This is a genomic window from Gallibacterium faecale, from assembly GCF_027920745.1.
GTDB lineage: Bacteria > Pseudomonadota > Gammaproteobacteria > Enterobacterales > Pasteurellaceae > Gallibacterium > Gallibacterium faecale.
Map to the genome: position 1 here is coordinate 1 of NZ_JAQIBB010000001.1, position 25,178 is coordinate 25,178.

A 25,178-nucleotide genomic window follows, 5' to 3' on the forward strand; every position below is an offset into this window, starting at 1 on the left:
ATTGTATTACTCGATAATGTATTACGTTTTTGTTTACCAGATATTTTTGCAGACACCGTATTTGACTATGATGAAATTAATGCATATTCCATTCGAATGACCCGAGATGCAGAATACGATTTAGTAACGGAAGTTGAATATAGTTTGTTGGAACAGATGTCTTCTAGTTTAAAACAACGTTTAACAGCCCAACCAGTTAGATTTTTATATGAAAAAGTGATGCCTAAAAATTTACTAAAAATGCTAAAAAAACGCTTACATATTACAAATCTTGATTTAGTTGAAGCGGGTGGGCGTTATTTGAGTTTTAATCATTTACTACAATTCCCAGACTTAGGGAATAAGGCGCTAGTGAATCCGCCATTACCTACAATTAAGCATCCACAATTAAAAAAAGAACGCATTATTTTTGATGCAGTAAGTAAAAAAGATATTCTCCTGTATTATCCTTATCATAGTTTTGGTGTTATCTGTGAAACGCTACGTCAAGCTTCTTTTGATCCTAATGTGACTGCAATTAAAATTAATTTATACCGTGTAGCTAGCCAATCTTTAATTATAGAAGCGCTATTAAATGCAGCGAATAATGGGAAACAGGTTACAGTGATTATCGAATTGCAAGCGAGATTTGATGAAGAAGCGAATATTCATTGGGCAAAACGTCTAACGGAAAGTAATATTAAAGTTATTTTTTCACCGGCTGGTTTTAAAATTCATTCAAAATTATTTCTGATTACACGTAATGAAAACGGCAAGCTAGTTGATTATGCCCATATTGGTACCGGAAATTTCCACGAAAAAACAGCAACAATTTATACAGATTTTGCCTTGCTGACAAAAAATGAGGTGCTTACTGATGAAGTAAAACGGGTATTTCGTTTTATTGAAATGCCTTTTAATCCAATAAAATTTGCTTATTTATTAGTGTCACCAATTAATGTACGCAAAAGATTAACATTTTTGATTAATCGAGAGATAAAGAACGCGATGAAGGGTAAAAAGAGTGGTATTATCTTAAAAATCAATAATCTGGTAGATGAAGCGATGATTGATTTACTTTATCAAGCAAGCCAAGCAGGTGTAACTATCAAGATGATTATTCGAGGAATGTGTTCACTAAAAGCAGGTGTCAAAGGTTTAAGCGAGAATATTCATATTATTAGTATCGTAGATCGTTTTTTGGAACATCCGAGAGTTTATTATTTTGAGAATAACGGCGACCCTGATGTCTATATTTCTTCAGCGGATTGGATGACGAGAAATTTGGACCGTCGTATTGAAGTCGGTACGCCGTTACTTGATCCTGATGTGAAGCAGTGTGTAATTGATATTTTAAACATCCAACTTGCAGATAATGTTAAAGCTCGTGTGATTGATAGTGAGGAAAAAAATAATTATGTGCAAAATGATGAACCCCTATGCCGTTCACAACTTGCTATTCATGAGTATTTATCTGCAAGAGCAAATGAGAAATAGGATAGAAAAATGAACAAAAAAAGTGCATTGGTGAATGAAGAATCTAAAGAGTTTGCAGCGATTGATTTAGGTTCAAATAGTTTTCATATGATCATTGTGCGAGTAGTAAATGGTTCGATTCAGGTGTTATCACGACTGAAACAACGTGTACAACTTGGTAATGGATTGGATGAAAAACATCATTTAAGCCAAGAAGCGATCCAACGAGGAATAGATTGCTTAGCACTTTTTGCAGAACGTTTACAAGGGTTTACCCCAGAACAAGTAAAAACCGTAGCAACTTATACATTGCGCCGAGCTGAAAATAGCGATGAATTTTTGCAGGCGGCTAAGCAAGTGTTCCCATTTTCGATTAGGATAATCTCAGGCGCTGAAGAAGCGAAATTAATTTATTTGGGTGTAGCTCATACCCAGCCAGAAACAGGTCAGAAATTAGTTGTGGATATTGGTGGTGGCTCCACAGAGATGATTATTGGTGAAGGGTTTACTCCTTTATTAGCGGAAAGCCGTCATATGGGGTGTGTTAGTTTTACCAAAGCATTTTTTGCTGATGGCAAAATCAGTGAAAAACAATTTAATTTAGCACAAAAAACAGCATTAGCTCGGATTGAAGATCTCTCTTGGGAATATCGACATCTTAGCTGGGATGCAGCATTAGGCTCTTCGGGCACAATTAAAGCAATTAGTCAGGTAATTGCCGAAAATTTTAGTCCTGATGGTATGATTACACCGAAAACTTTACAGCAGGTGATAGCGCTTATTTTAAAATTTGATTCGATGGATAAGTTAAAAATTCCAGGATTAAGTGAAGACAGAGTAGGCGTTTTTGTTGCTGGTGTTGCAATTCTTAGTGCTGTTTTTGAGAATTATCGTATCGAACAGATGCGTTATTCAGACGGCGCCTTACGAGAAGGGGTTTTGTACAGCTTTGAAAATCAATTTCAAGTTGAGGATATTCGGGAAAGAACAGTAACCAGCTTTATTAAACATTTTTGGATTGATAAAGAACAAGGGTTACGAGTGGCAGATACCGCAATATTATTGGCAAAACGTTATCAGCGTTGGCAACATAGCGAACAAGTAGAGGAATTGTTAAGTATTTTATTAGCCGCAGCGTTATTACATGAAGCTGGAATGGTCGTTAATCATAGTGGGTCACATAAACATGCAAGCTATCTGTTACAGAACAGTGAGCTGCCAGGGTTTGATCCTATGCAAAAGAAATTATTAGCAACTTTAGTCCGTTTTCAGATGAAGTCATTGAAACAATTAGATTTACTGAAGGGAAGTCGCTATCACAGTCAAGATGTTCGCGCATTAGTTATTATACTTCGACTGGCGATTATTCTTAATAAGTCAAGACAAGCGACAGAAATCGTACAAAAGTTTGCATTAGATGTTAATACTAGTCTAAATAAATGGGAATTAGAGTTTGAAGCAGGTTATTTAGACAGAAATCCACTAACTAAAAATGATTTAAATGAAGAGAAAAGCATATTGCAGACAATAGGGATAACATTAATTGTGCAGTAGTTTATGCTTTTCCCCTATAAAAAGAATACAAAACTCGCTAAATCATAGTATGATTCAGAGTGTTTTTTATTAATGACCCCTTTTATGATGGGGAGCTATTATAGCAAATAAGGTTAAAAATAAGCTGTATTCTTTGTTTCTGTGGATTTTTGCAATTGTATTTGTCTTCGGTATGTTGGCCGCGATGGTAGAATATCCTGGCTTAACTATCTTATTATGGATACCCATTATTGTTGCAATAATAAAGTTTTTTATCAGAACATTTAAATGAAAGTAAGACAAAATAAAACACCTACTGTTAGATTATCATCTTGCAGTAGGTGTTTTTCTTTATAGATAATAAATTGTGAATGATGAGTTAGGCTTTATCTTTTCTTGCAATAAGCTGGCTTAAGATAACCAACGTTAAAGAGAAGATAATCATAATGGTTGCCAATGCATTCACTTCAGGCGTTACCCCAGTTTTTACTAAAGAGAAAATCTTCAATGGTAAAACTTCATAACTTACGCCAGTAACAAATGAAGATACCACCACATCATCTAATGAGATGGTAAAACTTAATAACCAACTTGAAATAATTGCTGGTAACGCTAAAGGCACAATGATTTTGCGTAAAATCGTGGTTTCACTTGCTCCAAGATCACGTGCTGCTTCTAACATTTTTACGTCAAAACCTTTTAAGCGTGAGAACACTGCTACAACCACATAAGGTAAGCAGAAAGTCACGTGCGCAAATAGAAGTGACCAGAAACCTAATGAAATACCTACTAGCATAAATAAGGCTAATAAGGATACTGCCATCACGATATCTGGTGACATCATCACAATAAATAACATCCCACCCACAAATTTTTTGCCTTTAAATTGATAGCGATAAAGTGCAATCGCCGTCAATAAACCAATTAAGGTAGCTACGGTTGCAGCAAAAAAAGCAATAGTTACTGAGTGGAAAGCCGCTTGTAATAACGTATTGTTATTGGCAAGACGCTCATACCAGTTAAGGCTAAATCCTTTCCAAGAAAGACCATAGCGATCTAAATTGAAAGAGTTAATCACCAAAATAACAATCGGAATATACAAGTAGGCATAAACCAAAAATAAAAAGAGATTACGTAATGTTTTGCGCATTATTCCAACTCCGATTTCTTGTTAAATAATTTACCTGCACGGTAGTAAATGAATAATAAAAGTGCCATTAAAATGGTTAATGCAATACTGATCGAAGAACCAAATGGCCAGTTACGTGCAATTAAGAATTCACTCTTAATAACGTTACCGACTAATAGAACTTTCGCACCACCAAGTAAATCGGCGACATAGAACATTCCCATTGCTGGTAAAAGTACTAACAAACACCCAGCAATAATGCCCGGCATTGTTAATGGAATAATAATCTTCACAAAACGTTGAAACGCATTTGCCCCTAAATCTTTCGCTGCTTCTAATAAGCGTTGATCCAGCTTCTCAATAGAAGAGTAGAGTGGCAGAATCATAAATGGTAATAGGATATAAACTAAACCAATGATAACCGCCACTTCGGTATTTAAAATCCGAATTGGTGTATCAATGATACCTAGCCATAACAATGTATTATTTAATACCCCTTTTACCCCAAGAAAGATTTTCATACCATAAATACGAATTAATGAGTTTGTCCAGAAGGGTAAAATTACCAAAAACAACATAATTGGACGAAACGCAGGACGCATTTTGGCAATCATAAACGCAAATGGATAACCAATAATTAGACAAATAATAGTGGCGATTCCCGACATATAGAGGGAATTCCATAATACTTGTGCATAGAGTGGTTCAATTAAGCGTTTATAGCTATCTAGTGAGAAAGTAAATTCCACTAAATTACTGCTATCTCGAGTTAAAAAACTTGTAATTAGTACCAAAACATTCGGTACTAATACAAAGAATATTAGCCATGCAAAGATGATGGCGACAGTAAAGTTTTGAAATTTACGCGTTGTTATCTTCATCATCGTCAAGTACCACTTCCCAGCTTTCAACCCAAGTTATTGCGACTTTTTGATTTAAAGAGTGATCAACATCAGGATCATCTTCATTGAAAAATTCGCTTACCAATACCCGTTTACCGCACTCTAATTGTACGGTTGATTCCAAAGTCATTCCTTTATAGTTACGTTCACACACATAACCAATTAAGCCCTCATGAGCCTCTTTGTCATGAACTTCTTCAATACGGATATCTTCAGGACGAAGTAATACTTTTAATTTTTGTCCTTGAGTTACAGGACGAGTTACATAGATCTCACAGATACGCCCCTCAACATTAGCTTGTACCCGTTTTTCATCAATGCGTTGTAACACAGTAGCATCGAAAATATTGATTTCACCAATAAATTTCGCCACAAATAAACTTTTCGGATCTTCGTAAATTTCGCGAGGTGTACCGTCTTGTTCGATTTTACCTTGACGCAACACAATAATACGATCAGACATAGTTAATGCTTCTTCTTGATCGTGTGTAACGAAAATAAAGGTAATCCCAAGTTGACGTTGTAAAGCCTTTAATTCATTCTGCATTTGTTGACGAAGTTTGTAATCTAATGCAGAAAGGGATTCGTCCAGTAAGAGAACTTTTGGTTTATTTACCACCGCACGCGCAATCGCGACACGTTGTTGTTGACCACCTGAAAGTTGTGCAGGTTTACGATCTGCGAACTCTTCTAATTGAACCATTCTTAACGCTTCAAGAACACGAGGTTTAATTTCCTCATTTGGTACTTTTTGCATACGCAAGCCAAACGCCACATTTTCAAAAATTGTCATATGTGGGAATAGCGCATAGCTTTGGAACACGGTATTAATATTGCGTTGTTCTGCGGGAATAGAAGTAATATCTTGCCCATCTAAAATAATGCGTCCAGCATTAACTTCTTCAAAACCTGCAATTAAGCGTAAAATAGTGGTTTTACCACAGCCAGAAGGCCCCAAAATAGTTAAGAATTCACCATTATTGATAGTAAGATTAATATCTTTAATGATAGTTTTGCCATCATAAGATTTGGTTACGGATTGTAGTTCAATAATTGGCTTTTGTTGTACTGGATTTTCCACTAGCTTTGTTTTTCCTCCTAAGTCAATAAATTCACATACCCACGAGAATTACATCTACAAGAAATTCGCAATGATATAGTGATCCCCTAATAATTAAAAGCCTATATTAAAAATTTTTTTAGGATTTTAAAAAATAGATGAAATTTAACGAAGTTTTAACGATAAATTTCACCAAAGGTGTTGATTTATATCATATTGTGAAGCGGCAGATATGATAGCATTTTATGCCTGAATTTAGTATGAACTTTTTAGCAAATAATGGGAAATAAGATGTACTCAGAACAAACATTGCGAAATGCCTTATTAGATCGTTTTTTAAACTATATCAGCTTTGATACTCAGTCCAAAGAAGGGGTGAAACACTCACCAAGTAGCCGTGGACAATGGTTATTAGCTGAGTATTTAAGAGATGAATTAAAAGGATTAGGGCTGGCTCAAGTTGAGATGAATTCCCATGGTGTGGTAACGGCTTTGTTGCCATCAAATATTCCGGGAAATCATACAACGATTGGATTGATTGCCCATCTAGATACTTATCTCGGTGTTAAGGGTAAGGATGTTAAACCAGAAGTGATCCAAGAATATCGTGGTGGTGATATTGCTTTAGGTTTAGGAGAAGAATTTATTAGCCCAGTGACTTCGCCTTTTTTACGAAAGTTGGTTGGGCATACCTTGATCGTAACTGATGGCACGACATTGTTAGGGGCAGATAATAAAGCCGGTATTGCCGAAATTATGACAGCATTAGCGACCATTATTAGTTATCGATTACCGCGTGTGAATATTCGAGTTGCCTTTACGCCTGATGAAGAGATTGGGGCGGGTATGCAATATTTTCCAATCGAACAGTTCTATTGTGATTGGGCTTATACCATTGATGGTAGCGGTGTTGGTGAGGTTGAATTTGAAAACTTTAATGCAGCGACAGCAACGATTAGCTTTAAAGGCGAATCAATTCACTTAGGATATGCAAAAGATAAATTAATCAATGCGTTGGCATTAGCTTGTCAATTTCATCAATTATTACCTGTCACAGAAGTGCCAGAGCATACCGCTGATCGTGAGGGTTTTTTCCATTTGGATAGTATTACGGGTGATATTGCACACTGTGAAATGAAGTATCTCATTCGTGATTTTAGTGAAGATGGCTTTATCCAACGTAAGAATTTATTAACACAATTAGTAGAACAATTTATTCAAACGCATCAACTTGCAGATCGGGTATTCATTACGCTTGAAGACAGTTATTACAATATGTCTAATGCCGTTTCTAAGGTGCCACAAAGTATTGAAGTGGCTGAACTGGCTATGAAAAATTGTGGGATTGTGCCAAAACGGAAGATTATCCGTGGCGGAACAGACGGGGCATGGTTATCTGCTAATGGAATTGCTTGTCCAAATTTATTTACTGGAGCTTATAACTTTCATAGTAAGCATGAATTAGCCAGTTTGCACGAGATGCAACAAGCAACACAAGTGATTATTGAGATTGCAAAATTAGCCCAGCGCTAAGGACCAATTCAGCAGAATGAATGCCAACATATGAAAGAAAACGTATGTTGGCATTTTTATTGGGATTAATCTGCATAATGTGATTGATTAATGAATAAAAAGGAAAAATCGAGTATCATAAGCCACTTTGAGAGAAGATAACAGCGTAAGGAACCAAGTTTATGTGGTCAGATATTTTCATCAATTATAGTGTGTTTATTTTAGAACTTATCACATTAGTTGTGGTGATTGGGGTGATTTTCGCCATTATTGTGATGTTGAAGCAGAAAAATCAAGGTAAAGCAGGCGAATTGCGGATTACTAATTTGAATGCACAGTATGAAGATCAACAACAATTATTGAAAGAGTTTCGCTTAGATGAGCAACAAGCAAAGCAGTTAGCGAAAAGTCGAAAAAAACAAGAAAAAGCAGAAGCAAAAGCGGCAAAGAAAAAAGCAAAACAAGCAGAAAAATCAGTAACAGAGCAACAAGATCAAGATCTGTTTTCTCAGCAAAAGCCGTGCTTATTTGTGGTGGATTTTAATGGTGATATTCAAGCCAATGCCGCTAACGCGTTACGTGAAGAATTAAATGTCATTTTAGCCGTAGCACGTCCTGATAAAGATGAAGTGTTATTACGTTTAGAAAGTCCGGGCGGAGTGGTACATGGATATGGATTTGCGGCGTCACAATTACAACGTTTACGCGATCATAATATTCCATTAACCATTGCGGTAGATAAAGTCGCAGCCAGTGGTGGATATATGATGGCTTGCGTAGCGAATAAGATCATTGCAGCACCATTTGCGATTATTGGTTCGATCGGCGTTGTAGCTCAAGTCCCAAATATTCATCGTTTATTGAAAAAGCATGATGTAGATGTTGATGTGATGACTGCGGGAGAATATAAGCGCACTGTAACAGTATTAGGTGAAAATACTGAAAAAGGTAAACAAAAATTCCAACAAGAATTAGAAGAAACTCACCAATTATTTAAACAATTTGTTGCTGAACACCGTCCACAAGTAGAAATTGAACAAGTAGCAACAGGAGAACATTGGTTTGGTAAACAAGCTTTAGGTTTGGCCCTTATTGATGAAATAAAAACCAGTGATGATGTTATCTTGCAGGCAATAACAGAGAAAGATGTCTTGTTAGTGAAATATTGTGCGAAAAAATCACTTGCCCAAAAATTGGGTAAACAAGCAGAAGAAAGTGCAAGCAACATCTTAGAAAAAGTGTTATATCAAGGTCGCAAATTGTTTTTTTAACGATTGAGAGCAAAAGTTATGCTAGATACATTAAATTTAACGCATGAACAGCAACAACAAGCAGTAGAAAAAATTCAACAGCTTATGCAGCAAGGTGTGAGTAGTGGTGAAGCGATACGCTTAGTTGCAGAACAGTTACGTCAGCAAGCAAAATTAGATCAAGATAAACAAAATGTTTGAAGTTATCCTGAAAAAAGTCGTTGAGGCAGCAATTTTACCGCCTTTTAATTTAATCTTATTAGGGTTATTGGCCTTTATCTTACTATTTACGCGTTTTCAGAAAACGGCAAAAGTGATGTTAGGTCTATCTCTAGTTGTTGGTTATCTGATTAGTATCCCATTTTTTTCAAATTTGTTAATTCGTTCGATTGCGTTAGAGCGTCCTAATCCAGAAACTTATCAGCAAGGGCAAGTAATTGTTGTTCTTGGTGGTGGATTACGGTATAGCGACTATCCAGAGTCTTATTCCACTACTGCAGCGCTTCCGTTAGAAAGAATGCGTTATGCGGTTTATTTACATCAAAAGACAGGATTACCAATAGCCATCAGTGGTGGTGTTGATAATGAAGCCAAAGTGATGGGTAGTGAGTTACAACGTTTTTTCCAAATTGAAGCAAAATGGTTAGATAATAAATCTAATACTACCGAACAGAACGCAATGTATTTGCGTAAATTATTTGATCAAAGCGTTGATGGGCAACACATTCAGCGTGTGATTTTAGTCACTAATGAATGGCATATGCGTCGCGCGAGTGCAGCTTTCCTGCGTCAAGGTTTTGAAGTATTACCTGCTCCAACATTAAGTCAGCGTGCCTCAAGTAGTGGCTTGCTGAAATTTGTGCCACAGCCAGTGAGCTTTTATCAATCAGGATTGGTGTTACGTGAATGGTTAGGGATTTTGCGTGATAAATTGATCGGACTATAAATTTTAGTTAGCAGAGAAATAGCTTAAGCGCAAAAAAAACTCTATAATCATCGAGTTACTTTGTCACTGTAAGAAATAATGATCGTGTGATTTATTTAGTTAGCTTCTAGGATAAAGGTAAATCACCGATCTGATTTTGCGGTTAAACGACTTTAACTTTGTGAGGTTATTATGCGCTACCAAAAACTCGACAATCAAGAAACGCATTGGAAATGGCTTTACTTAACACGTAAAGCACGAGAGGGGATTAATATCACTCGTTATCTTGAACAAAGTATGGCGGAAGATAAAATTCAGCAGCTCACAAAGTTAGAACATCAGACAGATGATGTTAAACAGTGGATTGAAACCCATATGTCGCCAGATTTAGTAATTAAACTTGATCAGGCGATTCGCGCAAAACGTAAACGCTTTTTTAATGCAGAAAAACAAACAACGAAAAAGAAATCGATTGATCTTGACTATGCCGTTTGGCATCGCCTTTCTCGTTATTCCCGCAAAATGAAAATGACCTTGTCGCAAACCATTATGTATATGATTGATGAGCAAGAGAGCAAGGTCTTATATGAATCACAAATCCAGGCAATGAAGAAAAATTTAAAGGATTTATTAAAGTAGGTACTGGATACCTGAGTAAACTAAATAAAGACCGAAAGCAAGAAATACAATACCAGCAGCATTATCTAACCAACGGCTATATTTACTATAAAAACGCTTAGCGATAGGTCGAGAAAAGAGGAGTGAAATCACATAGAAATAACAGAAAGTTTCTAACAAGATCACGGCTAATACGGCTAAGATATGTTGAATACCATTAACATTCGCTAAATATAGAGAAAGCACACTACTAAAATAGATTACCACTTTTGCATTAGAAAGATTAACCAATAACCCTTTTAAGATTTCTTGTTTAATTGAGCTAACTGCTGGGGCAGTAGGATGTGAGTTATCCTGATCAAACGTGACATTAGCACGTACATTTAGCATTTTGTAGCCAATATAACTTAAATAAGCACCACCAAGTAACACTACCACACCATGCCAAAGCTGGCTGGTAGCAAAAATAATGGCTAAACCTAATAACGCAGAAGTTGCCCAAAAGGCAACACCTATCGTAATGCCAATTACTGCACAAATAGCGCTTTTTCGTGAATTACTGGCTGCAGTACGGCTGACATAAAAAAAGTCAGGGCCGGGGGTCATCAAGCCTAATAGATGAACAATCATAATATTCCACAACATATTTAAATCCTTTTATAACATCCACTGACAAAGTAGCAGCACAAGAATGGCGTAAACTGCTGCAAGTAAATCATCGAACATAATACCAAAGCCGGTTTTTAATTTACGATCAAAATAGCGAATAGGCATTGGTTTGAGAATATCAAACAAACGGAATAACACAAATGCAGCTAAATACCATGCCCAAGAGTAATCAGGTAATGCACTAAGCACTAACCAAATTGCGACAATTTCATCCCATACAATACTACCATGATCGTGAACTTGCATATCTTCTGCTGTTTTTCCGCAAAGATAAATACCCAATAAGAAAGCAACTAGCGTACATACTAAAAAAATTGGCGGAGTAATCCATTGCAATAAAATAATGCCGGTAATTAATCCAGCTAATGTTCCCCAAGTTCCTGGTGCAGGGTAAATTAAGCCTGAACCAAAGCCGAGAGCAAGAAAATGAATAGGATTAGTTAATTTAGTTTTTTGCAATGCCGCATGATTATTTTTCGCTGAAGTGGTCAAAGCCATGGGAAACTGCTACCTCTACTGGTTTATTATTTTGCATAAATTGTAATTGTTTATTAGCACGAATTTGTCCAATACATTGGTATGGAACGCCGAGATAACGTAAAGTACGCTCCATTTTTTCACGCTGCTGTTCCGCAATAGTGAAGCATAATTCATAATCTTCACCGCCAGCCAAGGCAAATTGCTGTGCTTGTGCTAAGGAATACTGGCTTAGGAGCTGTGGTGATAAAGGCAACTGATCTAATTCAATCACCGCACCGCACTGACTGCGATCTAAAATGTGTTGTAAATCTGAAATCAAGCCATCAGAGAGATCGATTGCCGCATTAGCGATTCCTGCTAATTCCATTCCCATTAATACACGCGGTGTAGGGCGTAAGTGGCGTTGTAATAGATAACGCTGTTCCTCATTTTCAATAGGTGTATTGTTTAATAGAAGATCGAGTCCGGCTGCACTATCACCTAAGGTACCAGATACATAAATCCAATCGCCTACTTTTGCTGTATGTCGGCATAAAATTTTTTCTTTTGCGACTAAACCGTGAGCAGTAATAGTGAGAGATAACAAACCGCGAGTAGTATCACCACCGATTAAATCAACATTATAGTGATCAAGAATAGCAAAGAAACTTTGACTAAATTGTTCAAGCCATTGGTGATCAATTTTGGGCATGGTTAATGCCAGACTAATCCATGCTGGTTCAGCACCCATTGCAGCTAAATCGCTTAAATTGACCGCAACAGCTTTATAGGCAAGATCAGCAGGGGAAATAGTCGGTAGAAAATGTGTACCTTCGACTAAGGTATCCGTTGTCATAGCGAGGCGGCGGTTTGGTTTGATTTCAGTAATTGCACAATCATCACCGATTGATAACCAAACATCTCGCCGTGGCTGACGAGTTGAGGAAGCAAAATAACGCCGAATAATATCGAATTCGCCATTACCTGTCATATTCTCACATCCTTTGTTGAGATCACCTTATCTTTTGCAAGATAAGGTGAATATACGCCAAGATTATTTACGGCCAAGTTGTGGTGCGAGTTTATCTAATACGCCATTAATATATTTGTGGCTGTCTTCTGCACCAAAAGTTTTTGCCACTTCAATGGCCTCATTGATGACAACTTTATAAGGGACATCTGGGGCAAATTTTAATTCATAAGTTGCCGCTGAGAGGATAGCACGCTCAATCGTACCTAAGTCATCAATAGAACGATCCAAATACGGACTAAAGAGTTGTTCAATGGTATCAATATTATTCACTGTTTCACGGAATAATTTACGAAAATAAGGCAAATCCACGCCTTTCATATCTTCATCAGTGATGAAATCTAGTTCAACTTTTTCAGGTGTATTTTGTGATACAAACCAAGAATAAAGTGCTTGAACTGTACATTCACGAGCACGACGACGTTTTGTTGGTTTTGCTTGTTGAGTCATTATTCTGAAATTTGAGCTAATAAGTTAACCATTTCTAAAGCTACTAATGCAGCTTCAGCCCCTTTATTTCCTGCTTTAGTACCAGCACGTTCAATCGCTTGTTCAATGTTTTCGGTAGTAAGTACACCAAAAGCAACAGGAATTTCTGCTTGCATAGCAACTTGACCAAGACCGCTGCTTGCTTCACCAGCCACATATTCAAAGTGTGCTGTACCTCCACGGATCACCGTACCTAATGCAACAATTGCATCAAATTTTTTGCTGGAAGCAAGACGGCGAGCCACAAGGGGTAATTCATAAGCACCTGGTGCTTTTACAATAGTAATATTTTCATCTTTTACTTGCCCAATACGGGTTAAGGCATCAAGCGCGCCTTCTAATAAACTATCATTAATAAAACTATTAAAACGAGCGATCACCACTGCAATTTTGGCATTTGGTGCAGCAACTTGACCTTCTAAAACTTTCATATTTTCTCCAATATATCCAAATATAGATGAACAAAAACGGTTGCAGATTCTAGCATAAAAAAGCAGAAAATAAGAGAGGAAATCACAAAAGGAAGAGAGTAAAAAATCCTGTTATTCAATTAAACAACAGGATTTTTTATCAATTAGGATTACTTAGTAATACGTTTATATTTAATCCGCTTTGGTTGTACTGCATCGGCACCAAAGGTTTTCTTCTTCCACTCTTCATAGTCAGTGAAGTTACCTTCATAGAAAGTGACTTTTCCTTCATCACCGTAATCTAAAATGTGAGTGGCAATACGGTCTAAGAACCAACGGTCGTGCGAAATTACCATCACACAACCAGGGAATTCTAAAATCGCATTTTCTAAAGCACGTAAGGTTTCAACATCAAGATCATTAGTTGGTTCATCGAGTAATAACACGTTCCCACCACGTTGCAATAACTTAGCAAGATGTAAACGGCCACGCTCACCCCCTGAAAGTTCACCAACACGTTTTTGTTGATCTACGCCTTTAAAGTTAAAACGCCCAACGTAAGCACGGCTCGGAATTTCAAAGTTACCGATTTTCATAATATCTAATCCACCAGAAACTTCTTCCCAAACTGTCTTGCTGTTGTCCATATTATCTCTAAATTGTTCAACAGAAGAGAGCACTACCGTATCACCTAACGTAATTGATCCGCTATCTGGTTGTTCTTGACCTGATAACATTCTAAATAAAGTTGATTTACCTGCACCATTCGCCCCAATAATCCCAACGATTGCCCCTTTCGGAATACTGAAAGAGAGATCATCAATTAATGTACGATCACCGTATGATTTAGATAAATTTACTACTTCAATCACTTTATCTCCTAAACGTGGGCCAGGCGGAATAAAGAGTTCGTTGGTTTCATTACGTTTTTGGTATTCGCTAGAGTTAAGTTCTTCAAAGCGTGCCATACGTGCCTTACTTTTCGCTTGGCGACCTTTTGGATTTTGGCGTACCCATTCAAGCTCTTTCTCAATTGATTTTTGACGAGCTGATTCTGTTGCAGCTTCTTGTGCAAGACGTTTCTCTTTTTGTTCCAACCAAGAAGAGTAGTTACCTTGCCATGGAATACCTTCACCACGGTCCAACTCTAAAATCCAACCAGCAACGTTATCTAAGAAATAACGGTCGTGGGTAATAGCAACCACAGTACCTTCGTAATCGTGCAAGAAACGTTCTAACCAAGCAACTGATTCAGCATCTAAGTGGTTAGTTGGTTCATCGAGTAATAGCATATCTGGTTTTTCTAACAGTAAACGGCAAAGTGCAACACGACGACGTTCACCCCCAGAAAGATGTTCAATTTTACTATCCCAATCAGGTAAGCGTAATGCGTCGGCAGCACGTTCTAATTGGTTTTGTAAGTTATGCCCATCATGTGCTTGGATAATTGCTTCTAATTTAGCTTGTTCAGCAGCTAACTTGTCAAAATCAGCATCAGGATCGGCATATAACGCATAAACTTCATCTAAACGCGTTAATGCACTTTTTACCTCTGCAACAGCTTCTTCAATAGCTTCACGTACAGTTTGCTGTGGAGATAATTTCGGCTCTTGTGGTAAATAACCAATCTTAATACCGGGTTGTGGACGCGCTTCACCTTCAAACTCTTTATCTACGCCAGCCATAATCCGTAATAGTGTAGATTTTCCAGCACCATTTAAGCCTAATACACCAATTTTGGCACCTGGAAAAAAGCTTAAAGAGATATCTTTTAAAATTTGACGCTTCGGCGGCACAACTTTGCTCACGCGATGCATAGTATAAACAAATTGTGTTGACATAATTCTCGCTTTTTGTGTGGTTTAGATGAAAAGGCGCTTATTCTACTTTAAATTATCAGTTTTGACTATTTTTATACGGATCTTTTCTGCACAAAAAAATAGAATTTATGGCAAAATAAACAGCGGATCTTACGATCTTATGCACAACACAATTATCAACTTTTATTTTGAGGGAAACTGAATGTCAAGACCGTTAAATTTTGTGATGATTTCACCACATTTTCCAACGAATTTTGAAACGTTTGCGGTTAGATTGCGGGAAAACGGCTTTCATACATTAGGGATTGCAGATGCGCCATATGAATCTTTAAGTGAGGGATTACGTAATGCCTTAACGGAATATTATCGTGTCGATAATATGGAAGATTATGATCAGGTTTATCGTGCCGTTGGTTATTTTGCCCATAAATATGGTCGTATTGATCGTATTGAATCACATAATGAATATTGGTTAGAGTTAGACGCTAAACTACGTACAGATTTCAATGTGTTTGGTTATAAAAATGAAGATATGCACGCAATTAAAACCAAATCACAAATGAAAGAAATTTTTCGAGCCACAGGGTTAAAGGTAGCAAAAGGTCGTGTATTCAAAGATGATCAAGATGCTCGCGATTTGGCAAAAGAATTAAATTTCCCAGTGATTATTAAACCGAATTCAGGTGTTGGTGCAAGCGACACTTATAAAATTAAATCTATTGAGGAGTTAGAGGCGTTTTTTGGCTATAAAAATCCAAATGTTGAATACATCATGGAAGAGTTTATTGACGGTGATATTGTTACCTTTGATGGACTTGCTGATATTAATAGCAATATTGTTTTTTATGCGAGCCTTGAGTATTCCGAAGCGGTATTAGATACAGTTGAGAAAGATAGCGATATGTTCTATTACGTACCGCGCGAAATTTCCCCTGAATTGGTAGAGTTAGGTAAACAGTGTGTTGAAGCGTTTAAAGTGCGTGAACGTTTTTTCCACTTTGAATTTTTCCGTGTGAAAAAAACAAACGAATTAATGCCATTAGAAATTAACTGCCGTCCACCAGGTGGTTTAACGATTGATATGTGGAACTATGCTAATGATTTTGATGTATTTAATGAATATGCACATATCGTTAAAGAGAATAAATTCTACTCCCAGATTACTCACCCTTGGAATGTGGTTTATATTTCACGTAAAGCCAATAAAAATTATGTGAATTCAACGCAAGCTATCTGTGAACGCTTTAGTGGCAATATTATTAGTGTGCAAAATGTACCGGGTATTTTTGCGAAAATTATGGGGGAAGAAGGTATTTTGGCACGTACTGAAACCATAGAACAAATGCGTGAAATTATTCAATTTGCACACGCTAAACAGTAAGGAGAGGATTATGCATTTTGAAAGAAGAAGCCATTGGAGTGGTGAACTTGGGCGGGAAATGTACTTCAATGTTTATGGACATGCAGGGAAGCCAATTATTGTGTTCCCATCATCAGGCGGTAGCCAAAATGAGTATGGTGATTTTGGGATGATTGAAGCGTGCCGTTCATTTATTGATCGTGGATTAGTGAAATTCTATACCCCAGACTCTTTAGATAAAGAGTCTTGGTTAGCTCCAAATAAATCAGGTCATGATATGGCATTAGCACATAATGCTTATGATCGTTATATTGTTAATGAATTGGTACCTTTGATTCGTTATGAATCGAATTGGTATGAAGCAATGATTGCAACAGGGTGTAGCATGGGGGCATTTCATACGATTAATTTTGCCTTACGTCATCCTGATCTGTTTGATACAGCAATTGCGTTAAGTGGTGTATATGATGCACGTTTCTTCACCGGAGAATTTTATGGTGATGAAGTGGTCTATTTTAACTCTCCGATTGATTATCTATGGGGACAATATGATAGCTGGTTTTTAGATCGTTATCGTCAAAATCACTATATTGTTGCCGTAGGACAAGGGGCTTGGGAAGAGCAACATATTGCAGATACAGCACGTTTACAAGAAGCTTTCCAGCACAAAGGAATTCCAGCATGGTTCGATTTTTGGGGGCATGATGTTGATCATGATTGGCCTTGGTGGAAAGTGCAAATGCCATTTTTCTTAGGAAAACTAGAAGAGCAAGGTATTATTTAAGGGAAAAGGGCTACTTTTTTAGTTTTAGGATAAAATCTATTTAATATTTTTCTTTAACGATCATTTAGGTTTCGCCCTAAAGGGCGACTTCATTTTCTTTACTTGTGTAAAGAAAATGAAGCAAAAGAAACACCCCCTCGCACACTTGCTGCTCCTCATTCCAATAAGATTTTCCGGGCGGCAAAAAACAGAGATTTTTCTCACTACGTTCGAAAAATGATCACTTTTTTTGCCTGAAAATCTTATTTGCATTCGGGCAAGTGTGAGAGGGGGGGGGGGGGGACCCATTAAGCCTTTATTAAGATTTGTGATTAATTTTAGGTTTGGTTAACTCTAAAAAGAGCTTGCTAGCTTTTTATTACGGTAACTCACACAAAAAGCTGCAAAAACAACACAATCCAAATCACAGCGACTAAAGTTTGCGTAGTAATAATACTAGTCATTAATGGTAAATTTCCACCAAGTTGTCGAGCAAGAATAAAAGCGCTGGGAGCGGTAGGCATAATACCAAACAAGACTAACGTTGCTTGCATTAATGGACTGAGATCAAAGCATCGGGCAAACAGATACATAAAAAATGGTAATAGAATAAATTTTGCAAGTGAACTGATAAATAGATCACCTTTTGAACTATTTAAGTCCCGAATCACTAACGCATAACCAATAGAAAGTAATCCAAGTGGTAATGCGGCTTTGCTTAGAATCTTTAATAAATTTTCTAGACTGACCGGCATTCCTAATCCAGATAGATTGATCGCTGCCCCAACGATACAAGCGATAATAAGCGGATTCTTGATAATTGATTTAATGAGATAGTTGAAACCAAGTTTATTGTTATCAGAATAGAAAGCAAAAATCGTCACACAACAGATATTCACAAAAGGAATCGCTACTGCCAGAATAATGGCACTTAATACTAGTCCTTCACTGCCTAAAATTGCATTTGCCAATGCTAAAAATACATAAGTATTGAAGCGAATTCCGCCTTGTACTATTGAGGTAAAAGAAGCATTACTGGTTTTCCAAAATAAATTAATGATGATAAGGGCAATCAAGGTTGTGAATAATGCCAGCAATACTACCAGCATAAAAGTTAAGCTGTTTAAAGAAAATTTAGCATTGGAAAGCTCAATCACGAGCAGAGAGGGCATTAAGACAAAGTAAGTTAATTTATCGGCAAGTGGCCAGAATTCGTGAGAGGGAAAAGAGATTCTTGGCGTAATGGACAATTTGGATGCTAAAAACTTCTGAAAAGCTTATCATGAAAGGCTTTTAGATAGGTCAAAGGCTTTGAATACAAAAAATGCTTTTTCTGTGGCTCAAATCGAGTCAAAAAGAATGGCACTCGCAACCATAAACAACGCTACAAATGTTCGGATTGTCATCGTCAATTTGACGGTGGCAATCGCATCAATTCTCACGAAATTTGGCTAGCCTACACACAAGGCAAGCAAACCATCAAGCAACTTGCCATTCGTTATCATTGCAACGAAAAGACCATCAGACGACACTTAGATAAAGTCCAAATTACACTTAAAACCACGACATCAATCGCTGTTAATTTACTGATGGATACCACCTATTTCGGACGAGAATACGGCATCATGGTTTTTGCAGACAGCCGAACGCAGCAAGTACTTTTTATCAAAACAGTTGAATACGAAACCAATCAACACTACCTTATGGGTATTCAACACCTAAAATCACAGCATATTGAAATACAAAGTATTATCTGCGATGGACGACGTGGATTAACCACATTATTGTCTGATATTCCTGTACAACTTTGTCAATTCCACCAAGTACAATGCATCATCCACTACCTATCGCGTCATCCTAAAGATCCTGCACCAAAAGCATTGTTAGCCCTCACATATCGAATGAAAAATTGTACAGAAAAAGATTTCAAACAAGGCTTGAAACAATGGTATCAACAACACAAAGAATATCTAAATGAACGTAGCATCAATTTAGAAACAGGTAAAATGTGGTATACCCATAAACGTCTGAGAACGGCTTATTTCAGTTTAAAACGAAATATACCGTTGTTATTTCAATTTGAGCAATATTCGGAGTTGAATATTCCCAAAACAACAAATTACTTAGAAGGTCTATTTGGAGATTTAAAGAACAAATTGAGATGCCATCAAGGGTTAAAGAAGGAACGTAAGATAAAGTTTATTCAGGATTATTTGATGAGTAAAAATGACTTTTAGCCTCCATTTTGTCCATTACTCCAGATTCTTTTAAAAAAATAGCCAATTAATATCAATCCAAATACGGGAAAGATGCTGGTAAAGATATGTTCCATAAGGTTATCTCAGTGAATTAATTTAAGCTCACTATGATAAAACGCCAGCAGCAATAAATCTATCGTTTAGGAATTTGGAAGCATTAGTAAAATAAAAAATAACAATGGTGGAATAACAAAGCCAGTGGTACATATCTTAAGATATAATTTGGGCGTTAGTCTTTCTTCTGGTAGCACAATCAAGAGTAAAATTGAACCAAAAAAGAGTATATATCCAATAAAAATAAGGCTGTTCCATAGTTTAATTCCTGCATCAAAAGCCATTGCAACAGGGATAAAGCCAAAAAAAGCAATAAATAATATTAAGCAAACTAAAAATAAACGTATAAAAATCATTATCTACTCTTTAAAAAATGCAAACCATAAAAACTCAACAAAATGATCTGCCCAATGTTTTTCATGATGGATTTCATTTGCCATTAAACGCAAACAGATATTATCTAGTGGATGCCCGGTGCGAATTAATGCTTGATAATAACGTAAAGTACAGTCGATATAAGCTTGATTCATATTAGAAATAAATTGTGCATCGGCATCATCACCTTCTTTAGTGCCAACTTGAATAAATACTTTTGTTGCTTGATCAAGTGGATGATGATGAATAAAGTCAAGAAAGGCTGATTCACTAAACCAAGAGGCTAGAGAAAAGACGCCTAAATGCCCAAAGATATGCGGGTAAGCGGCACTCATATAGGCAGTAATAATCCCACCCATTGAGCTACCCGCTAATAGGGTATGTTCACGTTCAGGTAATGTCCGATAATGTTGGTCAATAAAAGGTTTAACCACTTCAACAACCCATTGTCCATACTGCATACCAAGTCCACCAATATGCCGCATATCAGGCGAACCAACGTCTGTATTCCAAGGGGCATATTCATCAAGGCGTTCAGTGCCAGCATTATCAATACCAACAATGATCATTTTGGGAAATTCTTTGTGATGTTTGATTGTAGGAATAATTTTCCATGAATAACCAGAATAGGACTCTTTGCTATAAAAGACATTCTGTCCATCGTGCATATAGAGTACAGGATAACGTTGCCATTCTTTTTGATGGTAGTTTTTTGGCAAAAGAACACGTACCCGGCGCATATGATCAAAATATGGCACATAAAGGTAATGTTCTTGCATTTCAAGATAGTGATGACGATACACAATAATTCCTTTCTCTGTGATTAACGCTCAGTCGTAAAATGATCTAAGCCATATTGATAGAGTGCATTCTTTTTATAACCATAAACTTCGGCAACAATCGCTGCTGCTTTTTTTAATGGTAATTCTTGGCTGATTAATCGTAAGCTGAGAAGAGCCTGCTCACTAAAATCAGATTTATCTAATTCAGGAGCACCTTCCACTACAAGGACAATTTCCCCTTTACAACGATTAGCATCTTGCTTTAACCAAGTAATTAATTCAGCTAGCGTGTTACCATAAATAGTTTCCCATGTTTTGGTTAACTCACGTGCCATGACCAGGTAACGATCTTCACCAAAGATCAATAACATATCTTGTAATGTATCCAAAATTCGGTGAGTTGATTCATAAAAAATTAAGGTTCGAGCTTCTGTTTTTAATTCGTTTAAACGATCTTGACGAGCCTTACTTTTAGCTGGCAAAAAGCCTTCAAAACAAAAGCGATTAGAGGCAATTCCCGCAGCAGATAATGCAGTAATTGCAGCACAGCAGCCAGGAATAGGCACAACTTGAATTTCAGCTTGACGACAAGCTCTGACGAGATGAAAACCTGGATCGCTAATTAGAGGTGTGCCCGCGTCAGAAATTAACGCAATATTGATACCTTGCTGTAATTTCTCAATCAATAAAGTAGCTTTTTGCTGTTCGTTGTGGTCGTGTAGAGCGAATAAAGGTTTTTTAATCGCATAATGATTGAGTAATAATCCACTATGGCGAGTATCCTCTGCTGCGATAAGGTCAACTTGAGTTAAAATATCCAACGCACGTTGGCTAATATCATTTAAATTTCCGATTGGTGTAGCAACAATATACAATGTGCCAAATAAATTGCTCATAATTAAGTCTTTTATTTGCTTTTAAACTAATAGATAAGTAAGATTTCACAGGTGCTCAACAGTCAGTTGAGCGGTTTTCTTTTGTCATGATAGTTCAAATTATCATAGGGATGAATATGTTAAACATTCTATTACAACGAATGAATTTAAAAAATCTTTTACTGATTTTTTTTGTGATGTTTAGCATCGCAGGTTGTAGCTCATTAACTGGTTCAGGTAATTCAATGCTACAAAATGATGCTTACGCAAGTTCAGATTTTTATTTAGATAAAGCCAACAGTAGTCAAGATGAAGAAGAACGCACAAATTACCAATTATTGGCGGTGCGTGCTTTATTAAGTGAAAATAAAGTCGCACAAGCAGAAAGCTTACTCTCTTCTCTCAAAGAGTTGGATAAGGATCAACAACTCGACGCTTCACTCTTAAAAGCAGGATTATTTGCCGCACAACGTGATAATAGCAATGCAACTGGGTTACTTAATACATTAGATATCAATAGCTTAAGTAACTCACAAAAAGTACGCTATTACGATGTGTTAGCACAGGTTGCAGAAAATAGCCAAGATACAATGGGCGCAATTAATGCACATGTGCAAATGGATCGCTTCATTAGTGATATGCAACGTAAACAACAAAATAACGATACAATTTGGAGCTTATTAAGACGTTTAGATAAAAATACGCTAAATAGCTTAATTGTTGATCCAAATGATGCGACATTAAAAGGCTGGGTAGATTTAGCTAAAGTTTATAATGATCATATTTCTCAACCAGATCAAATGCGTTTCGCAATCCAAAATTGGAAAACAACATATGCTAACCATCCAGCAGCATTCCTATTACCGACCGATTTACGCGGTGTGGTTAACTTTGAAGATTTAAAGATCCAACAAGTTGCATTATTGCTTCCGTTAAGTGGTAATGGAGAGCTTATTGGTAAAATTATCCAACAAGGGTTTAATGATGCACATGGTAATTCACCAATTATTGTAAAAGCATATGATACGATGGCGGGAACACCGGTTGCGGATTTAGTTAATCAAGCAAAACAAGAAGGTGCGCAAGCAGTTGTTGGACCTTTATTAAAGGATAATGTAGAGTCGTTATTAAATAGTAATGCAATGCAAGGATTAAGCGTTTTAACCTTAAATACCGCACCAAGTATGCGTCCATTACAAGGTGTTTGTTATTATGGTTTATCACCAGAAGATGAAGCGCAATCAGCAGCAGTGAAAATGTGGAATGACGGCGAAACTAACCCGATTGTGTTTGTACCACAAAATGATTTAGGTCAGCGTAGTTCTTCTGCATTTAATGCGAAATGGCAAAGTTTAGCAGGCACAGATGCTAACACTTACTACTACAATTTAGTGGATGATATTTTGGCAAATATTAAAAATGCGACTATGTCAGGAAAAGTGAACGCAATTTATGTTGTTGCTGATAGCCAACAATTACAAGAGATCAAAACTGCATTAGATAATTCTGATGCACATGGTATTGCGATTTATGCTATGTCACGTAGTAATTCAGCCAATAATGGTCCAGATTATCGTTTAACAATGAATGGCGTAAAATTTAGTGATATTCCGTTCTTAAGCGATATAAATTCAGCAAGCTATCAACAAGCATTAAAACTCGCAAATGGGGATTATTCTTTACTCCGTTTATATGCAATGGGCGCTGATGCTTGGATGTTGATTAACAAATTTGCTGAAATGCGTCAAATTCCAGGTTTCACAATCAATGGGCTTACTGGCGTATTGAGCGCAGGCGATGGCTGTAATATTGAGCGCGCAATGACTTGGATGCAATACGATAACGGCAATATTAAGACAATTAACTAAATAATGGCGTTATTCCAACCAAGAAAACAAGGCGGCGAGTTTGAACAACAAGCTCGCCGTTTTTTAGAACAAAAAGGTTTAGTATTTATTGCTGCAAATCAGGTATTTAAATGTGGTGAACTTGATCTCATTATGCGAGATCAGCAAACGATAGTGTTTGTTGAAGTGCGTCAGCGTAAGAGTGATAAATTTGGATCAGCCGTAGAGAGTGTTTCTTGGCGTAAACAGCAGAAATGGATTAATGCGGCAAATTTATGGTTAAGTCAATTTGCAGAGAGTTTAGATACCGTAGATTGTCGGTTTGATGTGATCGCTTATGATGGCACTCAACATCAATTAACATGGTTAAAAAATTTTATTGAATTCAATGGTTGATTTTATGTTAGATCGAATAAAAGCATTATATGAAGAGAGCATTAAAGGACATATTGCCACTGCCGCAGTTATTCCGGAAATCTTAGAAAAAACGACCAATGAATTAACTCAATGTCTATTACGTGGTAATAAAATGGTGGTGTTTGGTTATGGTCGTTCTGCAGCCAATGCACAACTTTTTGTTGCTAACTTAATTAATCGTTACCAATTAGCACGTCCAAGTTTTCCCGCAGTTTATTTAGGGTTAGATGGTGCGGTAGGTGCAGCATTATTAAGTGATAATAATTTATTAGAAGCATATCAAAAGCAGTTTAATACATTGATACAAACTGGCGATATTTTTGTCGTTTTGACTCCAGATACAGAAGAAATTTCGCTCTCATTAATTCGTAATGCAAAAGAAAAAGATATTTTAGTGGTTGCATTAACAGGCGATAAAAGCGATCATCTAAATGGGCTGCTAGATGAAAAAGATATTAACATCGCAGTTCCAGTGCAAAAAGAAGTACGTACTTTAGAACAACATTTATTTATTATTAATACTTTATGCGAATTAATTGATTTTTCGCTTTTCTCTCATTAATCCCAATAAAGGAGGCAATGATGCAAAATCATCAGTGGAAAAACTTGATCAAATTAGGTTCAACCTTAGCGGTTATCCTCTTATTACAAGGCTGTGTCGCAGCAGTTCTTGGTGGTGGTGCATTAGCGACTAAAGTTGCTACCGATCCACGTACTACTGGCACTCAAATTGATGATCAAACATTAGAATTGCGTGTTGCGGATGCATTACGTAAAGATAAACAGCTTGACGAACAAGCACATATTAGTGCGATTGTTTATAATGCGAGAGTGTTGCTAGTAGGACAAGCGCCAAGTGAAGATTTACGTGAGGTCGCAACTAATCTTGCTCGAGGTGTGAAAGATATTGCTGATGTTTATGAACAAATTGAGATTGGACCAAAAGTCACTTTTGCACAGGCAAGCAAGGATACTTGGATTACCACTCAAGCAAAATCTAAACTCTTTGTAAATGGTAATGTGAAAGCGACAGATGTAAAAGTAGTGACAGAAAATGGCGTTGTTTATCTATTAGGTCGTTTAACACAAGCACAAGCAAATGCTGCGGTAGATGCGGTGCGAACTATCAATGGTGTTAAGAAAGTTGTAAGAGTATTTACTTATTTAAATTAAATAATGGTGTAAA

General features: G+C 36.8%; 26 protein-coding genes and 1 pseudogene. 14 read left to right on the top strand and 13 right to left on the bottom strand.

Annotation, left to right across the window (positions count from 1 at the left end; genetic code table 11):
• Both ppk1 and ppx read left to right on the top strand, forming a co-directional pair.
• On the top strand, positions 1-1,476 hold a 1,476-nt coding region (gene ppk1, locus PF272_RS00005; protein WP_271141167.1), incomplete at its 5' end, for a polyphosphate kinase 1.
• Positions 1,477-1,485: 9 nt separating this feature from the next.
• A complete protein-coding gene (ppx, locus tag PF272_RS00010) occupies positions 1,486-3,009 on the top strand; it encodes an exopolyphosphatase (RefSeq protein ID WP_271141168.1) in 1,524 nt (507 codons plus the stop codon).
• Between the two features lie 358 nt (positions 3,010-3,367).
• Here the strand turns inward: ppx and potC are convergent, their stop codons facing one another.
• Genes potC through potA form a run of 3 tightly spaced genes read right to left on the bottom strand, consistent with a single transcriptional unit; the run spans position 3,368 to position 6,100 of the window.
• Positions 3,368-4,138 carry a spermidine/putrescine ABC transporter permease PotC gene (gene potC, locus PF272_RS00015; RefSeq protein WP_065233517.1) on the bottom strand — a complete coding sequence of 257 codons (771 nt, stop codon included), beginning with the start codon at positions 4,136-4,138 and terminating at the stop codon, positions 3,368-3,370.
• Positions 4,138-4,998, bottom strand: coding sequence for a spermidine/putrescine ABC transporter permease PotB (gene potB / locus PF272_RS00020; protein ID WP_065233546.1), 861 nt, complete (start codon positions 4,996-4,998; stop codon positions 4,138-4,140). The genes potC and potB overlap by 1 nt, the downstream gene beginning before the upstream one ends.
• Positions 4,979-6,100, bottom strand: coding sequence for a spermidine/putrescine ABC transporter ATP-binding protein PotA (gene potA, locus PF272_RS00025; RefSeq protein ID WP_065233516.1), 1,122 nt, complete (start codon positions 6,098-6,100; stop codon positions 4,979-4,981). Before potA ends, potB begins: the two co-directional genes overlap by 20 nt.
• A 270-nt stretch (positions 6,101-6,370) precedes the next feature.
• Between potA and pepT the strand changes: the two genes are divergently transcribed.
• From pepT to matP, 5 genes are all read left to right on the top strand, one after another.
• A complete protein-coding gene (gene pepT / locus PF272_RS00030) occupies positions 6,371-7,612 on the top strand; it encodes a peptidase T (RefSeq protein ID WP_271141169.1) in 1,242 nt (413 codons plus the stop codon).
• A 161-nt stretch (positions 7,613-7,773) separates the two neighbouring features.
• The gene (gene sohB, locus PF272_RS00035) at positions 7,774-8,862 is read left to right on the top strand and encodes a protease SohB (protein ID WP_271141170.1); all 1,089 of its coding nucleotides are present in this window, start codon (positions 7,774-7,776) and stop codon (positions 8,860-8,862) included.
• A gap of 18 nt (positions 8,863-8,880) precedes the next feature.
• Complete coding sequence (locus PF272_RS00040; RefSeq protein WP_082985011.1) at positions 8,881-9,042, top strand: YoaH family protein; 162 nt, start codon at positions 8,881-8,883, stop codon at positions 9,040-9,042.
• Entirely contained in the window at positions 9,035-9,787 is a 753-nt protein-coding gene (locus PF272_RS00045) for a YdcF family protein (protein ID WP_271141171.1), read from the top strand. Before PF272_RS00040 ends, PF272_RS00045 begins: the two co-directional genes overlap by 8 nt.
• A gap of 171 nt (positions 9,788-9,958) precedes the next feature.
• Positions 9,959-10,405 carry a macrodomain Ter protein MatP gene (gene matP, locus PF272_RS00050; RefSeq protein ID WP_065236610.1) on the top strand — a complete coding sequence of 149 codons (447 nt, stop codon included), beginning with the start codon at positions 9,959-9,961 and terminating at the stop codon, positions 10,403-10,405.
• On the opposite strand, the gene PF272_RS00055 is transcribed toward matP, so the two are convergent.
• The 6 genes from PF272_RS00055 to ettA all read right to left on the bottom strand — a co-directional run bounded on the left by PF272_RS00055 (position 10,397) and on the right by ettA (position 15,282).
• On the bottom strand, positions 10,397-11,026 hold the full coding sequence (locus tag PF272_RS00055; protein ID WP_209435867.1) for a LysE family transporter: 630 nt from the start codon (positions 11,024-11,026) through the stop codon (positions 10,397-10,399). The two genes, matP and PF272_RS00055, sit on opposite strands and share 9 nt — an antisense overlap.
• 15 nt (positions 11,027-11,041) lie before the next feature.
• Positions 11,042-11,551, bottom strand: coding sequence for a phosphatidylglycerophosphatase A family protein (locus PF272_RS00060; protein ID WP_065233510.1), 510 nt, complete (start codon positions 11,549-11,551; stop codon positions 11,042-11,044).
• Entirely contained in the window at positions 11,523-12,503 is a 981-nt protein-coding gene (thiL, locus tag PF272_RS00065; RefSeq protein WP_271141172.1) for a thiamine-phosphate kinase, read from the bottom strand. Before thiL ends, PF272_RS00060 begins: the two co-directional genes overlap by 29 nt.
• A gap of 63 nt (positions 12,504-12,566) precedes the next feature.
• Positions 12,567-12,992, bottom strand: coding sequence for a transcription antitermination factor NusB (nusB, locus tag PF272_RS00070; RefSeq protein WP_271141173.1), 426 nt, complete (start codon positions 12,990-12,992; stop codon positions 12,567-12,569).
• Positions 12,992-13,462 (bottom strand): 6,7-dimethyl-8-ribityllumazine synthase, encoded by a 471-nt coding sequence (gene ribH, locus PF272_RS00075; protein WP_065233507.1) that lies wholly within the window; start codon positions 13,460-13,462, stop codon positions 12,992-12,994. Before ribH ends, nusB begins: the two co-directional genes overlap by 1 nt.
• A gap of 149 nt (positions 13,463-13,611) precedes the next feature.
• The gene (ettA, locus tag PF272_RS00080) at positions 13,612-15,282 is read right to left on the bottom strand and encodes an energy-dependent translational throttle protein EttA (protein WP_065238565.1); all 1,671 of its coding nucleotides are present in this window, start codon (positions 15,280-15,282) and stop codon (positions 13,612-13,614) included.
• 181 nt (positions 15,283-15,463) lie between these two features.
• Between ettA and PF272_RS00085 the strand changes: the two genes are divergently transcribed.
• Together PF272_RS00085 and PF272_RS00090 are read left to right on the top strand one after the other, a co-directional pair.
• Complete coding sequence (locus tag PF272_RS00085) at positions 15,464-16,642, top strand: ATP-grasp domain-containing protein (protein ID WP_271141174.1); 1,179 nt, start codon at positions 15,464-15,466, stop codon at positions 16,640-16,642.
• Between the two features lie 10 nt (positions 16,643-16,652).
• On the top strand, positions 16,653-17,405 hold the full coding sequence (locus PF272_RS00090; RefSeq protein WP_271141175.1) for an esterase family protein: 753 nt from the start codon (positions 16,653-16,655) through the stop codon (positions 17,403-17,405).
• 368 nt (positions 17,406-17,773) lie between these two features.
• On the opposite strand, the gene PF272_RS00095 is transcribed toward PF272_RS00090, so the two are convergent.
• Positions 17,774-18,556, bottom strand: coding sequence for an AEC family transporter (locus tag PF272_RS00095; RefSeq protein WP_333781477.1), 783 nt, complete (start codon positions 18,554-18,556; stop codon positions 17,774-17,776).
• A 162-nt stretch (positions 18,557-18,718) separates the two neighbouring features.
• On the opposite strand from PF272_RS00095, the pseudogene PF272_RS00100 reads away from it, so the two are divergent.
• A pseudogene (locus PF272_RS00100) lies at positions 18,719-19,621 on the top strand (IS256 family transposase, variant Zn-binding type); the annotation flags it as partial.
• Positions 19,622-19,782: 161 nt separating this feature from the next.
• On the opposite strand, the gene PF272_RS00105 reads toward PF272_RS00100, so the two are convergent.
• Genes PF272_RS00105 through rsmI form a run of 3 tightly spaced genes read right to left on the bottom strand, consistent with a single transcriptional unit; the run spans position 19,783 to position 21,749 of the window.
• Positions 19,783-20,052, bottom strand: coding sequence for a hypothetical protein (locus tag PF272_RS00105; protein WP_271141178.1), 270 nt, complete (start codon positions 20,050-20,052; stop codon positions 19,783-19,785).
• Positions 20,053-20,055: 3 nt separating this feature from the next.
• On the bottom strand, positions 20,056-20,850 hold the full coding sequence (locus tag PF272_RS00110; protein ID WP_271141251.1) for an alpha/beta hydrolase: 795 nt from the start codon (positions 20,848-20,850) through the stop codon (positions 20,056-20,058).
• 44 nt (positions 20,851-20,894) lie between these two features.
• Positions 20,895-21,749, bottom strand: coding sequence for a 16S rRNA (cytidine(1402)-2'-O)-methyltransferase (rsmI, locus tag PF272_RS00115; RefSeq protein WP_065239758.1), 855 nt, complete (start codon positions 21,747-21,749; stop codon positions 20,895-20,897).
• Positions 21,750-21,865: 116 nt separating this feature from the next.
• On the opposite strand from rsmI, the gene PF272_RS00120 reads away from it, so the two are divergent.
• Genes PF272_RS00120 through dolP form a run of 4 tightly spaced genes read left to right on the top strand, consistent with a single transcriptional unit; the run spans position 21,866 to position 25,165 of the window.
• Positions 21,866-23,596 carry a penicillin-binding protein activator gene (locus tag PF272_RS00120; protein WP_271141179.1) on the top strand — a complete coding sequence of 577 codons (1,731 nt, stop codon included), beginning with the start codon at positions 21,866-21,868 and terminating at the stop codon, positions 23,594-23,596.
• Positions 23,597-23,599: 3 nt separating this feature from the next.
• Positions 23,600-23,971, top strand: a complete 372-nt coding sequence (locus PF272_RS00125; RefSeq protein ID WP_271141180.1) for a YraN family protein — start codon at positions 23,600-23,602, stop codon at positions 23,969-23,971.
• A 4-nt stretch (positions 23,972-23,975) separates the two neighbouring features.
• A complete protein-coding gene (locus PF272_RS00130) occupies positions 23,976-24,554 on the top strand; it encodes a D-sedoheptulose-7-phosphate isomerase (RefSeq protein WP_065233499.1) in 579 nt (192 codons plus the stop codon).
• A 20-nt stretch (positions 24,555-24,574) separates the two neighbouring features.
• On the top strand, positions 24,575-25,165 hold the full coding sequence (gene dolP / locus PF272_RS00135) for a division/outer membrane stress-associated lipid-binding lipoprotein (protein WP_065239754.1): 591 nt from the start codon (positions 24,575-24,577) through the stop codon (positions 25,163-25,165).
• The last annotated feature ends 13 nt before the right edge of the window (positions 25,166-25,178 follow it).

Excerpts from the sequence above, each read along its gene's own strand:
- rsmI (WP_065239758.1), bottom strand. The coding sequence starts at position 21,749 with ATGAGCAATTTATTTGGCACATTGTATATTGTTGCTACACCAATCGGA.
- PF272_RS00085 (WP_271141174.1), top strand. The coding sequence starts at position 15,464 with ATGTCAAGACCGTTAAATTTTGTGATGATTTCACCACATTTTCCAACG.
- ribH (WP_065233507.1), bottom strand. The coding sequence starts at position 13,462 with ATGAAAGTTTTAGAAGGTCAAGTTGCTGCACCAAATGCCAAAATTGCA.
- PF272_RS00130 (WP_065233499.1), top strand. The coding sequence starts at position 23,976 with ATGTTAGATCGAATAAAAGCATTATATGAAGAGAGCATTAAAGGACAT.
- PF272_RS00060 (WP_065233510.1), bottom strand. The coding sequence starts at position 11,551 with ATGGCTTTGACCACTTCAGCGAAAAATAATCATGCGGCATTGCAAAAA.
- pepT (WP_271141169.1), top strand. The coding sequence starts at position 6,371 with ATGTACTCAGAACAAACATTGCGAAATGCCTTATTAGATCGTTTTTTA.
- PF272_RS00090 (WP_271141175.1), top strand. The coding sequence starts at position 16,653 with ATGCATTTTGAAAGAAGAAGCCATTGGAGTGGTGAACTTGGGCGGGAA.
- ettA (WP_065238565.1), bottom strand. The coding sequence starts at position 15,282 with ATGTCAACACAATTTGTTTATACTATGCATCGCGTGAGCAAAGTTGTG.
- potB (WP_065233546.1), bottom strand. The coding sequence starts at position 4,998 with ATGAAGATAACAACGCGTAAATTTCAAAACTTTACTGTCGCCATCATC.
- thiL (WP_271141172.1), bottom strand. The coding sequence starts at position 12,503 with ATGACAGGTAATGGCGAATTCGATATTATTCGGCGTTATTTTGCTTCC.
- PF272_RS00120 (WP_271141179.1), top strand. The coding sequence starts at position 21,866 with ATGTTAAACATTCTATTACAACGAATGAATTTAAAAAATCTTTTACTG.
- dolP (WP_065239754.1), top strand. The coding sequence starts at position 24,575 with ATGCAAAATCATCAGTGGAAAAACTTGATCAAATTAGGTTCAACCTTA.
- matP (WP_065236610.1), top strand. The coding sequence starts at position 9,959 with ATGCGCTACCAAAAACTCGACAATCAAGAAACGCATTGGAAATGGCTT.
- nusB (WP_271141173.1), bottom strand. The coding sequence starts at position 12,992 with ATGACTCAACAAGCAAAACCAACAAAACGTCGTCGTGCTCGTGAATGT.
- PF272_RS00105 (WP_271141178.1), bottom strand. The coding sequence starts at position 20,052 with ATGATTTTTATACGTTTATTTTTAGTTTGCTTAATATTATTTATTGCT.
- sohB (WP_271141170.1), top strand. The coding sequence starts at position 7,774 with ATGTGGTCAGATATTTTCATCAATTATAGTGTGTTTATTTTAGAACTT.
- PF272_RS00125 (WP_271141180.1), top strand. The coding sequence starts at position 23,600 with ATGGCGTTATTCCAACCAAGAAAACAAGGCGGCGAGTTTGAACAACAA.
- PF272_RS00040 (WP_082985011.1), top strand. The coding sequence starts at position 8,881 with ATGCTAGATACATTAAATTTAACGCATGAACAGCAACAACAAGCAGTA.
- PF272_RS00110 (WP_271141251.1), bottom strand. The coding sequence starts at position 20,850 with ATGCAAGAACATTACCTTTATGTGCCATATTTTGATCATATGCGCCGG.
- potC (WP_065233517.1), bottom strand. The coding sequence starts at position 4,138 with ATGCGCAAAACATTACGTAATCTCTTTTTATTTTTGGTTTATGCCTAC.
- ppx (WP_271141168.1), top strand. The coding sequence starts at position 1,486 with ATGAACAAAAAAAGTGCATTGGTGAATGAAGAATCTAAAGAGTTTGCA.
- PF272_RS00095 (WP_333781477.1), bottom strand. The coding sequence starts at position 18,556 with ATGCCCTCTCTGCTCGTGATTGAGCTTTCCAATGCTAAATTTTCTTTA.
- PF272_RS00045 (WP_271141171.1), top strand. The coding sequence starts at position 9,035 with ATGTTTGAAGTTATCCTGAAAAAAGTCGTTGAGGCAGCAATTTTACCG.